Here is a 14,135-nt window from a genome sequence, read left to right as displayed (position 1 = left end):
CCCCTATTGTGCTTGGTGTGCCAAGCAGCCCGCTCACCAGCGTCGTGATCGTCACCTGGCAAGGCCGTTCCCGGCTGACCGAGTGCCTCGACGCGGTCGCCGACCAGGACCGTCCACATAATACTGTCGTGGTGGACAACGGCTCGACCGACGGCACGTCAGCCGTTCTCGCGCGGCATCCCAGTGCGCCGCGCGTATTGCGGCTACGCGCCAACACCGGGTACGCGGGCGGCCTCTCGGCCGCGCTGCGGCTGGTCGACACCCCCCTGGTCGCCTGGCTCAACGACGACGCCCGCCCGCACCGGCGCTGGCTCGCCGAGCTGGAGGACGCGCTGCTTGCGGATCCCACCGCGGCGGCGGCGAGCGCGTGCCTGCGACTGGAGGACGGGTCCGTGCAGTCCCTCGGCGTGCGGCTGACCGCGGACGGCCACGGCGCCGACATCGCCGCGGATCCGGCGGGACGATCCGGCGCGGAGCCGTTCGAGGTGTTCGCATTCTGTGGTGGTGCCGCGCTGCTGCGCGTCGCGGCCCTGCGCTCCGCGGGCGGGGTACCGGGCGAGTTCTTCTGCTACTACGAGGACACCGACACGGCATGGCGGCTGCGCCTGGCCGGGTGGCGGGTGCTCGCGGTCCCCGCCGCAGGCGTGCGGCACCTGCACGCCGCGAGCACGGGCCTCGGATCCGCCCGGTTCCACCTGTGGAACGAACGCAACCGGCTGCTCACCCTGGTGCGCTGCGCGCCGGCACCGGTCGCTGCGCGGCAGTGGTGGCGCTTCGCCTGCCTCACCCTCGTGCTGCCGTTGCGCAAGTTACGCGTGCCGAGCCCGGTTCCCGGCACGGCCAACTTCCGTGTCCGGCTGCGGTCGCGCGCGCTCGCAGGCGCCGTCATCCGGCTGCCTGCGGCGATACGCGCCAGGATCCGCGCAGGGGACCGACCGCGCCGCGCCGCGCTCTGGGCGCGGTGGGCCGGTCGTTGAGTGCCCGCGTGACCGCGCCGCGTCCACGATCGCCTACCGCCGTTTCGTCCCCGTGACCCTGGAGGGCTAGTGTGCGCAAGGATCGGTGACTCGAGGGCTGAAGGAGGGGCCGTGGTCGCGGGGGACATCGCTGCCGGCACGCGCGCGCGGCGGCGGGAGCTACCGCTGGTGTCGGTGATCGTGGTCAACTACCGCTGCGCCCACGAGACCGTGCGCTGCCTGCGCTCCCTCGCCGAGGTTCTGGACTACCCGCACGTCGAGGTCATCTGCGTGGACAACGCCTCTGAAGGCCCGGACGCCGGGACCATTCGCTCCGCCGCGGACGAGCTGACCGGCTGCGCTGTCGAGCTGGTCGTCGCCGAGCGCAACCTCGGTTTCGCGGGTGGCTGCAACCTTGGTGCCGAGTACGCTCGCGGCTCCGTTCTCGCGTTCCTCAACAACGACGCGCGGCCCGACCCCGCGTGGGTGAGCGCCGCCGTGGCCGTGCTGACCGCCGACCCCACGGTGGCGGCGGTGGCCAGCAAGGTCGTCGGCTGGGACGGTGCGACCGCCGACTTCGTCGACGCCGGTCTCACGTGGTTCGGCATGGGCTACAAGCGCCACGCCGACGCCCCCCTCGCCGAACTGGACCCCGCCGAGCACGAGCGTGCCAAGGACGTGCTGTTCGCGACCGGAGCGGCGATGTTCGTCCGCGCGGCTGTCTACGCCGAGCTCGGTGGGTTCGACGAGCGCTTCTTCATGTTCTACGAGGACGTCGACCTCGGCTGGCGGTTGAACCTGTACGGCTGGCGCGTACGCTACGTGCCCGGTTCGCTCGCCTATCACCGGCATCACGGAACGATGGACGCGATCGACACCGCCGAATCGGGCCGCGAGACGTTCCTGCTGGAACGCAACGCGCTCGCCGCGCTGTACAAGAACCTCGCCGACTCCTCGCTGGCATCGGCGCTGCCTGCCGCGCTCGGCCTCGCGGTACGCCGGTCCACAGCGCGCGGCGAGATCGACCCCACGCAACTCGACCTACGGCACGGCACGGCACGGCCGGACTCCGCGCCCGTACCGGTATCGCGCCAGGCACTCGCCGGAGTACTGGCGATCGACCAGTTCGTCGAGCAGCTGCCGGAGCTGGTACCGGCGCGCGAGGAGGTACAGGCCCAGCGGGTACGTTCCGACACCGACCTGGCCCCGCTGGTCCGCAACGCGCTGGAACCGGCGTTCCCGCTGCCCCGCTACCTCACCGCTCACGAGATCCTCACCCGCGCCTTCCCGGTCGGCGACACCTTCAGCAGGCCCCGCAAGGTCCTCGTCCTCACCGGCGACGCGCTGACCGCTCGAATGGCCGGGCCCGCGATCCGGGCCTGGAACATCTCGGCCACGCTTGCCGCCGAGCACGAGGTCCGCCTTGTCACGGTCAACAGCCGCTGCGATCCCCCTGCCGCGCCGTTCCGGGTCGGCTCGGCGCGGCGTCGCGACCTCGCCGAGCCGGTCGGATGGGCCGACATCGTCATCCTGCAGGGTCACGTGCTCGAGATGGCGCCCGCACTGCGCACCGAGTACGCCCACAAGATCGTGATCTGCGACCTGTACGACCCGATGCACCTCGAGGTCCTCGAGCAGTCCAGGAGCGCGACAGACGACGCGAGGGCAGCCGACCTCGCCGGCGTCACCAGGGTGCTGAACACGCAGCTGGAGCGGGGCGACTTCTTCCTCTGCGCCTCCGAGCGGCAACGGCACCTCTGGCTCGGCCACCTCGCCGCCCTCGGCAGGTTGTCACCCCAGCTCTACGACGCCGACCCCACGACCCGGTCACTGCTGTCGGTCGTGCCGTTCGGGCTGCCCGCCGAGCCGCCCGAGCGCACGGGTCCCGGGCCGCGCTCGGTGATCGACGGCATCGACGGCACCGACCGGGTCATCCTCTGGGCAGGAGGTGTGTACAGTTGGTTCGACCCGCTCACCCTGATCCGGGCCGTCGACGAGCTCCGGCACAGCAGGCCGGAGGTCCGGCTGGTCTTCCTCGGCATGCGACACCCCAACCCCGAGGTCACCGACACCGACATCGGTGCGGAGGCGATGCGGCTGGCCGACTCGCTCGGCATCACGGACAAGCACGTGTTCTTCAACGAGCACTGGGTGCCCTACGAGCAACGCCAGAACTGGTTACTCGATGCCGACTGCGGCGTGACCACGCATTTCGAGCATGTCGAGACCACGTTCGCGTTCCGCACCCGCGTACTCGACTACCTGTGGGCAGGCCTGCCTATCGTGACCACCGACGGTGACGCGTTCGCCGACCTGGTACGCGCCGAGGGGCTCGGCCGCACCGTCCCGGCGGCCGACCAGCATGCCCTCGCGGACGCGCTGGAGAAGGTGCTGTACGACGAGGAGTTCGCCGCGAGGTGCTCCGCGCGGATCGCCGACGTCGCCCGCCGCTACACCTGGCCGCGGGTGCTCGAACCCCTCGTGCACTTCTGCCGCGACCCGCGGCCTGCCGCGGACCGCCTCGCAGGGGCGGGCGGTCTGACACACGCCACACGGCCCCGCGGGACCGCGCTGCTGCGCCGCGATCTGGCACTCGTACGCTCGTACCTCGCGGATGGTGGTCCCGGAGAGCTCGCTCGACGAGCTACCGGGAGGTTGCGCAGGATGATTGGTGAGCGAATGACTCGCACGTCGCGTTCCGGAGGACAGGGCGATGGCTAATCGCGCGCTCAGGATACTGCTGGACGGGACTCCGCTACTCGGCGAACGCACGGGCATCGGCAGGTACACGGCCTCGCTGTCCGAGGAACTGGCCTCGATGCCCAAGGTGGACACGCGCGCGGTGGCGTTCACGCTACGCGGCTGGCGCAGGCTTCGCACGGTACTGCCGCACGGCGTTCGCGCCCGCGGGATGCCGGTCTCGGCCCGTGCGGTACGCCAGTTCTGGCTCCGTGGCTCGTTCCCCCAGGTAGAGCTGTTCGCGGGACCGACGGACGTGGTGCACGGCACGAACTTCGTGCTGCCGGGCACCGCGCGCGCGGCGGGGGTGCTGACCATTCACGACCTGTCGTTCCTGGACGCCCCCGAGGAGCTGTCCCCGAGCGACGCACTGCTTCCCGAGCTGATCCGTAGCGGGGCGCGCAGGGCGGATGCCATCTGCACGCCGACAGCCGCCGTCGGTGACGCAGTCGCCGAGCGCCTGGACGTGGACCGCGAGAAGATCATCGTGACGCCCCTCGGTGTGGACCCGGCGTGGTTCACGGCCATGCCGCCGAACAACGACCTGCGTTCCCGGTTCGGCCTGCCGTCGGAGTACCTGCTGTTCGTCGGTACCTCCGGGCCACGCAAGGGCCTCGACTGGCTCAACGAGGCGCACAAGACCGCCCCGGAACTGCCACCCCTCGTCTACATCGGTCCCGGCCCGTTCATGGTCAACGACAGGTCACAGGACGCCGGGTACGTCTCCGATGTCGACCTGCGCAGCGTGGTCGCCGGTGCGTCCGCGCTGGTCCTGCCGTCCCGCGACGAGGGGTTCGGGCTGCCTGTACTGGAAGCCATGGCCTGCGATGTGCCCGTGGTGTGCAGCGATGTGCCCTCGCTACGTGAGGTCGCAGGCTCGTTCGCACACCTGGTCCCGTACGGCGACACCGACGCCCTCGCGCAGTCCCTCGGTGCCGCCGTCGAGGAGCGGAACGCGCCGTCGAACTCGATAGCGCGGCGCGCCCACGCCGCGAGCTTCACCTGGCACCGGTGCGCCGAGGCCACCGTCGACGCCTACCAGTTCGCCGTGGGTTAGGCGGCTGGCCGGAGGGAACCGACACACATCACGCGGGTTCACCGGACGCGCGCTAGTGGCCCGCCAGCTCGGCGCGGTGCCTGGCGACGAACGCCGCGAGAGCTTCCCGCCAGTCGCGCAGCGGCGTCAGGCCCGCACCGCGCCACGACTCGCCGGACAGGACGGCGCGTGCAGGCCGGGCGGCCGTCCGCGGGTACTCGGCCGTGCCACAGGGGCGCACCCGATCCTCGTCCGCGCCGAGCTCGGCGAAGACCGCCCTGGCGAGCTCGTACCAGGATGCCTGCCCCCCGCCTGTGCAGTGCAGGGTGTGCCGTGCGGGGCCACGGCCGTTGGTGATCATGGCGACGAGCTCGAGCAGGCCGGAAGCGAGGTCCGCGCTCCAGGTCGGGGATCCGAACTGGTCCTCGACCACGGTGACCGTGTCGCGTTCCCGCTCGAGCTCGATCATGGTCCGCACGAAGTTGCGCCCGGTCGCCCCGTACAGCCAGGACGTCCGCACCACCCACGCGGCGGCGCCCGAACCGAGTACCGCGCTCTCGCCGGCCGCCTTGGTCCGCCCGTAGGCGTTGAGGGGGCCGAGCGCGTCGTCCGCCTCGTACGGCTGCTCGGCGTCACCGGAGAAAACGTAGTCCGTCGAGGTGTGCACCAGCGGCACGTTCTGCGATGCGCAGGCCGCTGCGAGGATCCGTGGACCGTCCGCGTTGACGGCGAAGGCACGCTGCTCATCGCTCTCGGCGTCGTCCACGGCTGTGTAGCCTGCAGCGTTGATGACGACGGGCCGCAGGTCGTCCGCGACCGCCCTCGAGGAGAGGGCGCGCACCGCGTCGACGACCGCACCGGCCTGCGTGACGTCGAGCTCGGCCGAGGACGGCGCCGTCACGTCGACGTGGACCGCGTTGGAGGAGCGCGCCAGCGCGGCGAGGTCGCGACCGAGTTGCCCGCTGCCGCCGGGTACCAGGATCGCCAGCCGCGTCATCCGGTACCACTACCCGCATCACCGGGCCCGCGCATCGCCGCCGCGGGCACGAACGCACGTCTCTTGAGCGGTTCCCACCAGTGCCGGTTCCGCGCATACCACCGGACCGTGTCGACGAGCCCGCTGGAGAACGGCACGGTCGGCCGGTAACCGAGCTCGGCGCGGATCTTGCTGGTGTCCACCGAGTACCTCCGGTCGTGGCCCAGGCGGTCCGGGACGGGCGTGACCATGTCCCACCCGGCTCCGACCGCCTCCAGCAGCTGTGCGGTGAGCTCCTTGTTCGTCAACTCGGTTCCTCCGCCAATGTTGTATATCTCGCCGGGCACCCCGGCGTCGGCGACCAGTTGAATGCCCCGGCAATGGTCACCGACATGCAGCCAGTCACGCACGTTGAGGCCGTCACCGTACAGCGGGACATGCTCACCGTCGAGAAGGTTGGTGACGAACAGCGGGATGACCTTCTCCGGATACTGGTACGGACCGTAGTTGTTCGAACACCGGGTGATGCACACCGGCACGCCGTGCGTGCGGTGGAACGCGCGCGCCATCAGGTCCGCGGAGGCCTTCGACGCGGCGTAGGGCGAGTTGGGTTGCAGCGGGTGCGTCTCCGGCCAGGCGCCTTGTTCGATCGTGCCGTACACCTCGTCCGTGGACACGTGCACGAACTTGCCGACCTCCGCGTCCGCCGCGGCGTGCAGCAGGACCTGGGTGCCGAGCACGTTGGTACTGACGAACTCGCTCGCACCCGCGATGGACCTGTCGACATGCGACTCGGCCGCGAAATGCACGACCAGGTCGACGTCCCGCATACAGCGCTGGACGAGCTCGGCGTCGCGGATATCGCCGTGCACGAAGGTCAGTCGCTCGTGCCCGGCCACCGTGGCGAGGTTGGCCTCGTTACCCGCGTAGGTCAGGTTGTCGAGCACCACGATCTCCGCGTCGGCGAGCGAGTCGTAGTCGCCGGCAAGCGCTTGCCGCACGTAGTGCGACCCGATGAACCCCGCTCCACCCGTGACCAGTACCCGCATCTCGTACCTACCTTCTGTCCGTCCCCATCTGCCCGGTGCTCGCCGCCCTGCGAAGTGACGAGCCGTGTCGCAACGGAGTCTAGGGATCATGCGTCTCCGTGACAGCCACGATTGCGCAAGTCGTGTGGCCATGACGTAGCCTGGAGCCGCCTGGCGTGGCATGCGAGCGTGCGGAGGGGCGGCTTCGGGTAAACCATGACGCGATCCCGTACACGACAGCGCTCGAGCGGTCAGATCGTCCTCACCACCGGCCGGGTGGCCGTCGCCCTGCTGGCGATCGTCGCCCTGGTCGGCACCGGCTATGCCCACGTCACCTACGACCGGCTGCTCGGCGGCATCGGCAAGGCCGACGCTCTCGAACCCCGCACAGGCGAGCACCATGACGCTCCGGACGAGGAGGACATGGTCGACGTCCTGATCGTCGGCACGGACGCTCGCACCGACATGCAGGGCAACCCCCTGTCCGCGGACATGTTGCGCGAGTTGGGCACCGAGCACAAGGACGGGGTGAAGACGGACACCCTGATCATCCTCCGGCTACCGGAGGACGGCGGCGAGGCACACGCCGTATCGATCCCGCGGGACAGCTGGGTCGACACTCCCGCCGGGGACAAGGGCAAGATCAACTCAGTCTTCGATGAGGCGAAGCAGGCCGAGAAGGAGGTCCTGCGCGCCGACGGCGTCTCCGACGGCGCCGAGCTCGAGCAGGAGTCGGACCAGGCGGGCCGCAGGTCGCTCGTCCAGGCGGTCGAGGATCTCACCGAGGTGCGGATCGACCACTACGTCGAGGTGAGCATGCTCGGGTTCTACCTGCTCACCGAAGCGTTGGGGGGTGTCGAGGTGTGCCTGAACAGCGCCACGAGCGACCCCGACGCAGCCGCCGACTTCGCTGCGGGACGCCAGGTCGTCGAGGGCGGCGACGCGCTGTCCTTCGTCCGGCAACGGAAGAACCTCCCGCGCGGCGACCTCGATCGCATCGCCCGTCAGCAGGCCTTCCTCGCCTCCGCGCTCGACGAAGCGTTCTCGACCGGGACGTTGACGAACCGGGACAGGCTCGACGAGCTCGCCGAAGCCGCGCGCCGCTCGGTCGTGCTCGATCCCGACCTCGACCTCCTCGAGTTCGCCGAACAGCTGCGCGCGTTCGCCTCCGGGCGGGTCGACTTCGTGACCGTACCCGTGCTGGACATCGCCGCCAGCGGACCCGATGGGGAGAGCATCGTCGAGGTGGACGTCGAGGAGGTACGCAGCTTCGTCGCCGAGCTCGCTGCCGCGAGGTCCGGGTCCGACCCGGGACGCGAGGCGGGCGACGGCGGAGCCGAACCGCGCGGCGGCGGCTCAGCCGCACCCGCGCCGTCGAGCGAACCGGGCGACGAACCGATCAGCGCGGACGGGGTCGCCTGCGTCGACTGACTGCCCCTCACACCCGCGCCTGCCGCGGTGGCACCAGCAGCCACCGCGCGCCGACCGGCGTATGGCAGGATCACCCGGGTGCGTTTCCATGCCGATCTGCACATCCACTCCAAGTACTCGCGAGCGTGCAGCAAGGACTGCGACCTCGACCACCTGAGCTGGTGGGCAAGGCGTAAGGGCATCACCCTTGTCGGGACGGGCGACTTCACCCACCCGGCGTGGTTCGAGCACCTCGCCGAGAGTCTCGAACCGGCCGAGCCCGGGTTGTTCCGGCTACGCCCGGACCGCGACCGGGAGATCACCCGGACCCTGCCGCCCGCCGTCGGCGCGCACGACGTGCGGTTCATGCTCTCCGTCGAGATCGCCACGATCTACAAGCGTGACGGGCTCACGCGCAAGATCCATCACCTCGTCTACGTACCCGACTTCGACGCGGCCGCCGAGTTCAACCGGCGGCTCGGCAAGATCGGCAACCTCGGTTCGGACGGCAGGCCCATTCTCGGTCTGGACTCCCGGGACCTGCTCGAGATCACCCTGGAGTCCGGCGACGGTGCCTACGTGGTGCCCGCACACATCTGGACGCCGTGGTTCTCCGTGCTGGGATCGAAGTCCGGCTTCAACGCCGTGGAGGACTGCTATGCCGATCTCGCCCCGCACATCGGCGCGTTGGAGACCGGGCTGTCCAGCGACCCGGAGATGAACTGGCGGATCTCCGGGCTCGATCGCTACCGGCTGGTGAGCAACTCGGACGCGCACTCGCCTCCGATGCTCGGCCGCGAGGCCACGGTGTTCGACACCGAGCTGGACTACTTCGCCGTGCGCAGGGCGCTCGACACCGGAGACGGCCTCGCGGGCACGATCGAGTTCTTCCCCGAGGAAGGCAAGTACCACGTCGACGGCCACCGCAAGTGCGGCGTGCGTATGACGCCGGAGCGAACCCGTGAGCACGGCGGCTGCTGCCCGGAGTGCGGGAAGGCGCTGACCGTCGGGGTACTCAACCGCGTCACGGAGCTCGCCGACCGGGCCGAGGGGTACCGGCCGGACGGCGCCGCGGGCTTTCGCTGCCTCGTGCCACTGCCCGAGGTGCTCAGCGAGATCGTCGGCACGGGCCCCAAGAGCAAGAAGGTACTCACCGAGGTCGACAGGTTGACCGCCGCGTTCGGACCGGAGCTGGCGATCCTGCAGGACGTTCCCGTCGGCGACCTGGAGTCACGCTCGGAGCTGCTTGCCGAGGCCGTCGCCAGGCTCCGGCGCGGCGAGGTGCACAGGCAACCCGGTTACGACGGTGAGTACGGCACCATCACCGTCTTCGAACCGGGTGAGGTGCGCAGTCGGGCCGCCGCGACGGCGCAGGCGTTGTTCGAGGACGTTCCCGGCGCGGGCGGGACGCACGCTGCAGAGCCGACCACCGGGGTGCTCACCGGGCAGGACGGGACCGGTCAGCCGGAGCGGCCGTCGACGGCCGCTCCGGAGCCGCGTGCGCAGCGGGTGACGGCACCACGGCCGAGCGAGCCGTCCTCGACGGGCTCGGTGCTGGACGGGCTCGACCCCGAGCAGCGCGCGGCCGCCGGGATCCTCGACGCGCCTCTGCTGATCGTGGCCGGGCCGGGCACCGGTAAGACGCGCACCGTGACGCACCGCATCGCACACCTGGTCACCGAGTGCGGCGTGCCGCCGGGTGACTGCCTTGCCGTGACCTTCACCCGCCGTGCCGCTACGGAGATGACCCAGCGGCTGCTCGGGCTCGCGCCCCGGCACACGGGCGAGGTGACGGTGGATACGTTCCACTCTCTCGGCGCGCGTATCCTGCGCGAGCAACACGCACGTGTGGGGCTCGGCGCCCGGTTCGGCATCGCCGACCACGCGACGCAGCTCGCCGTGGCGACCGAGGTCGGCGGCGATGACAGGCGGGGACGCGACCTGCTGAAGCAGCTGTCCCGTACGCGCCGCGCGGGCGGCGATCCGCAGCGGCCGCTGCCGGACGGTGCGCAGCGCTACCGCGCGAAGCTGCGCGAGCGGGACCTGGTCGACTTCGACGAGCTGATCGAGCTGCCGGTCACACTGCTGGAGTCCGACCAGCAGCTTGCCCGGCTCTACCGGGACCGGTACCGCTGGATCTCGGTCGACGAGTACCAGGACGTGGACGGCCAGCAGTACCGGCTGCTGTGGCAGCTCGCGGCGGAGCCCTCCGGCGAGCCCGCGGGCAACCTCACCGCGATCGGTGACCCCGACCAGTCCATCTACCGGTTCCGTGGTGCCGATGTCGGTTTCTTCCTGCGCTTCCAGAGGGACTTCCCCGGAGCGCGGACCGTGCACCTGACACGCAACTACCGATCGAGCACCGCCATCCTCGACGGTGCGCAGCAGGTCATCGCGCCGGACAGCCTGGTGCCGGACCGGGCGTTGCGCGCGGCACACAGCCGCGACGACGCGCGCATCGGCCTGCACCAGGCCGCCGACCCCGCGGACGAAGCGGCGTTCGTGGCAGGCGGCATCGAGCGGCTGCTCGGCGGTACGTCGTTCCATTCCCGGGACAGCGGGCACGTCGCCGACGAGGGCGACCAGGCACTCGGTCTGTCGGACTTCGCCGTCCTCTACCGCACCGACCGGCAGGCGGCCGCGATCGCAGAGGCGCTGACGCGCGCTGGCTTGCCGTTCCAGAAACGCTCGCACGACCGGCTCGCCGACCGTCCCGGTGTGGCGGAGCTGCTCGCCGAGCTCCGGTACGTACCAGCCTGCGGCGACCCGCGCGATGGCGGGAGCGGCCTCGCCGACCGTCTGCGGCGCGCGGCACGGGCCGCGGTCGACAGGCTGCCCGGGGCCGACCAGGCTACGACGGCCGAGCTGCACACCGCCGTCGACCTGCTGCTACCGCTCGCCGACCGGTGTGACGGTGATCCGGAGCAGCTGTTCACCGAGCTGTCCCTCGGGGTCGAGGTGGACACCTGGGACCCGCGCGCCGACCGGATCTCGTTGCTGACCCTGCACGCCGCCAAGGGGTTGGAGTTTCCCGCCGTGTTCGTCGTCGGCTGCGCGGACGGCCTGCTGCCCCTGCGCTGGCCGGGTGACGGCGACGACGAGGAGTCCAGGCGCGAGGAGCGGCGCCTGCTGTTCGTCGGCATGACCCGGGCACAGCGGCACCTCTACCTCAGCCACGCCGCGGGCAACGGCGAGAGGTCACCGTTTCTCGCCGGACTCGACGCGAACACCAGCGAGCGGATCGGCGACCCTGTGCCGCGCAGGAAGCGACGCGAGACGCAGCTCCGGCTGCTGTAGTACCCCCGACGTGCCCCGATGTGACCGCGGACGCGGGACCGCCCGGCGGCACGGCGCCTGACACAATGCGGGCGTGAGCATCACCGAGCGCGTTCTGTCCCCGCTGCTGTCGTCCTCGGCGGCCCGCCCCCTGGTCACGCACTACGACGAGGACCTGGGCAGCAGGATCGAGCTGTCCGTGGCCACGGTGGCGAACTGGGCGGCCAAGACCGCCAACTGGTTGACCGAGGAGTTCGACATCGAACCGGGCGACCCGGTGTGCGTGCGGTTGCCCGCGCACTGGCAGACCGCAGGCGTCCTCCTCGGCGCGTGGTGGTGCGGCGGTCATGTGGTCGATGACCCGCGGGGCGCGCGCGTGGCCTTCGCCGAACCACGCGGCGCGGACGACGTGGCGGCTGCCGAGGCCACGGCCGTAGTCGGCCTCGACCCGATGGGCATGGGCCTGGCCGAACCGCCCGCGCCGGGCGGGTTCGACTACCTGACCGAGGCCAAGCTCGCCGGGGACGACTACACACCGGTGATCCCCGTAAGTGAGGACTCGCCGGCCCTGCAGTCGATGACGACCGGGCAGGTTCTCGCTCGCGCCGGCGAGCTCGCCGCCTCCTACGGAATCGGCAAGGGGGACCGCGTGTTATCCACACGCGACTGGTCGCTTCCGGACGGTGTGCTCAGCGCCGTACTGGCACCCCTCGCCGCGGGCGCGTCGCTGGTGCAGATCACCGGTGGCACCGCCGATACGGTGGCCGGGCGCCGGAAGACCGAACACGTCACGGTCGACATCCCGGCACCCGGCTGAGACGTCACTCCGGCGCCGACTCCGTCTCGCTCGTGGCCGCGGCGTGTGCGCCTGCCTGCTTGCGCGCCTTGCGGTTCGCACGGATACGCCCGAACACCAGGTGATCGATGGAGAACCTGCCACCGTTGAACCCGATGGCCACCGCCGCGAGTGCCAGCACCAGCTCGAGCGCGTAGCCGTCCACCAGGCCCGCGTCGAGCTGTACGTAGTAGATGGCGCCGAGCCCGATCACCGCATAGCCGATCCCCACCAGCGGCAGGAACAGGCCGATGATGAACGCGATCGAACCGACGACTTCGACGATCATCACGAACACGGCGGCAGCGGTCGGCAGGGGGACGCCGCTACCTTCCATCATCTCGGCGGTGGCGCTGACACCGGCTTCCCACTTGTCGATGCCGTAGGCGAGGAACACGACAGCGATCCCCACTCGGCCGATCAGCGCAGCGAGATCCTGGATGCGTCCGTACATCGTGCGCCTCCTTCACAGGATTGGCGTGGACGAAGATGCACGCACCGTACCGCACCGCATCAGGGCGGTGTGGTCCACCATCGTGCTCTGTCCGCCGAAAGTGTTCCACAGTTCCAGCGGGACGTCACCCCACCGCAAGAGTGCGCGGATGCGCGGACGCAGGACCCTGCGACGCCTACTTGAGCAGCTGCTTGGCCATCACCATGCGCTGGATCTGGTTGGTTCCCTCGTAGATCTGGGTGATCTTGGCGTCACGCATCATCCGCTCTGCGGGGAAGTCCCGCGTGTAGCCCGCCCCGCCGAACAGCTGGACCGTGTCCACAGTGACCTCCATGGCCGTGTCCGAGGCGAACGTCTTGGCCGCGCTGGAGGCGAACGACGCCTCGGGTTCGCCACGCTCCACCTTGGCTGCCGCGCTGTAGACCATGTGCCTGGCCGCTTCGACCTTCATCGCCATATCGGCGAGCATGAACTGCACGCCCTGGAAGTCGGCGATCGCCTTACCGAACTGTTGCCGCTCCTTCACATAGGACACCGCGGAGTCCAGGGCGCCCTGGGCGATCCCCAGTGCCTGCGCCCCGATGGTGTGCCGCGTGTGATCGAGCGTCGTGAAGGCCAGCCGCAACCCGTGGCCCGGCTCACCGATGATCCGGTCGGCAGGGATCGCGCAGTCCTCGAAGTAGATCTCCCGTGTCGGCGAGCCCTTGATCCCGAGCTTGCGCTCCTTGGGGCCGATCGAGAAGCCCGCGTCGTCGTAGCGCACCGCGAAAGCCGAGATCCCGTTGACCGGACTCGACGCCTGCGGATCGCTGACGGCCATGACCGTGTACCAGGTCGACTCCCCGGCGTTCGTGATCCAGCACTTCGTGCCGTTCAGCACCCAGTGATCGCCGTCGAGCACGGCCCTTGTGCGCATCGCGGACGGGTCGGACCCTGCCTCGCGCTCGGACAGCGCGTACGACGCCATCGCACCGGATGCCACGTCACCCAGCACCCGCTGCTTCAGATCCTCGGAGGCCCCCAGGATCACGTTCATCGTGCCCAGCTTGTTCACCGCCGGGATCAGCGACGAGGACGCGCACACCCGCGCGATCTCCTCGACCACGATGTCGCCCGCCACCGCGTCGGCGCCCTGCCCCCCGTAGGCTTCCGGGATGTGCACCGCGTTGAACCCGGTCTTGGTCAACGCCTCCAGGGCCTCGGTCGGGTACCGTTCCTGCTCATCGACATCGGCGGCATACGGAGCGATCTCGTTCTCGGCCAGGTCCCGAACAGCTTCCCGTAGCTGCTCGTGCTCCTCGGCAAGCTGGTACACGTTCACGTCGTCACTCACCTGCGCCACCTCATCGCCATTCTCGTCCTCGCCGACGTCACCGTCGTGAACCGTTCCGCTCGTCCTCGCCGACGCGGGCATCGAGGGCCCGC

General features: G+C 70.3%; 10 protein-coding genes. 6 read left to right on the top strand and 4 right to left on the bottom strand.

Annotated elements, in window-relative coordinates:
- The first annotated feature begins 17 nt into the window (after positions 1-17).
- From CHB84_RS04805 to CHB84_RS04795, 3 genes are all read left to right on the top strand, one after another.
- Complete coding sequence (locus CHB84_RS04805; RefSeq protein ID WP_245818560.1) at positions 18-977, top strand: glycosyltransferase family 2 protein; 960 nt, start codon at positions 18-20, stop codon at positions 975-977.
- A 111-nt stretch (positions 978-1,088) separates the two neighbouring features.
- Complete coding sequence (locus CHB84_RS04800; RefSeq protein ID WP_245818559.1) at positions 1,089-3,677, top strand: glycosyltransferase; 2,589 nt, start codon at positions 1,089-1,091, stop codon at positions 3,675-3,677.
- Positions 3,670-4,752: a glycosyltransferase family 4 protein gene (locus CHB84_RS04795; RefSeq protein ID WP_089300254.1), complete on the top strand. Its 1,083-nt coding sequence runs from the start codon at positions 3,670-3,672 to the stop codon at positions 4,750-4,752. The genes CHB84_RS04800 and CHB84_RS04795 overlap by 8 nt, the downstream gene beginning before the upstream one ends.
- A gap of 52 nt (positions 4,753-4,804) precedes the next feature.
- Here CHB84_RS04795 and rfbD read toward each other — a convergent pair whose 3' ends face one another.
- The gene (gene rfbD / locus CHB84_RS04790) at positions 4,805-5,728 is read right to left on the bottom strand and encodes a dTDP-4-dehydrorhamnose reductase (protein WP_089300253.1); all 924 of its coding nucleotides are present in this window, start codon (positions 5,726-5,728) and stop codon (positions 4,805-4,807) included.
- The gene (rfbB, locus tag CHB84_RS04785; protein ID WP_089300252.1) at positions 5,725-6,756 is read right to left on the bottom strand and encodes a dTDP-glucose 4,6-dehydratase; all 1,032 of its coding nucleotides are present in this window, start codon (positions 6,754-6,756) and stop codon (positions 5,725-5,727) included. The genes rfbD and rfbB overlap by 4 nt, the downstream gene beginning before the upstream one ends.
- Positions 6,757-6,951: 195 nt before the next feature.
- Between rfbB and CHB84_RS04780 the strand changes: the two genes are divergently transcribed.
- The 3 genes from CHB84_RS04780 to CHB84_RS04770 all read left to right on the top strand — a co-directional run bounded on the left by CHB84_RS04780 (position 6,952) and on the right by CHB84_RS04770 (position 12,238).
- Entirely contained in the window at positions 6,952-8,166 is a 1,215-nt protein-coding gene (locus tag CHB84_RS04780; RefSeq protein WP_089300251.1) for an LCP family protein, read from the top strand.
- Between the two features lie 78 nt (positions 8,167-8,244).
- Positions 8,245-11,442 carry a UvrD-helicase domain-containing protein gene (locus CHB84_RS04775; RefSeq protein ID WP_089300250.1) on the top strand — a complete coding sequence of 1,066 codons (3,198 nt, stop codon included), beginning with the start codon at positions 8,245-8,247 and terminating at the stop codon, positions 11,440-11,442.
- Positions 11,443-11,515: 73 nt separating this feature from the next.
- Positions 11,516-12,238 (top strand): TIGR03089 family protein, encoded by a 723-nt coding sequence (locus tag CHB84_RS04770; protein WP_089300249.1) that lies wholly within the window; start codon positions 11,516-11,518, stop codon positions 12,236-12,238.
- A gap of 4 nt (positions 12,239-12,242) precedes the next feature.
- Here the strand turns inward: CHB84_RS04770 and CHB84_RS04765 are convergent, their stop codons facing one another.
- On the bottom strand, positions 12,243-12,710 hold the full coding sequence (locus tag CHB84_RS04765; protein ID WP_089300248.1) for a DoxX family protein: 468 nt from the start codon (positions 12,708-12,710) through the stop codon (positions 12,243-12,245).
- Between the two features lie 175 nt (positions 12,711-12,885).
- On the bottom strand, positions 12,886-14,025 hold the full coding sequence (locus CHB84_RS04760) for an acyl-CoA dehydrogenase family protein (RefSeq protein WP_089300337.1): 1,140 nt from the start codon (positions 14,023-14,025) through the stop codon (positions 12,886-12,888).
- Positions 14,026-14,135 lie beyond the last annotated feature (110 nt).

Source organism: Haloechinothrix alba, from assembly GCF_900188115.1.
Taxonomy (GTDB): Bacteria; Actinomycetota; Actinomycetes; order Mycobacteriales; family Pseudonocardiaceae; genus Haloechinothrix; species Haloechinothrix alba.
Note: the sequence above shows the minus strand (reverse complement) of the source record. Positions and strands in the feature narration are given on the sequence as shown.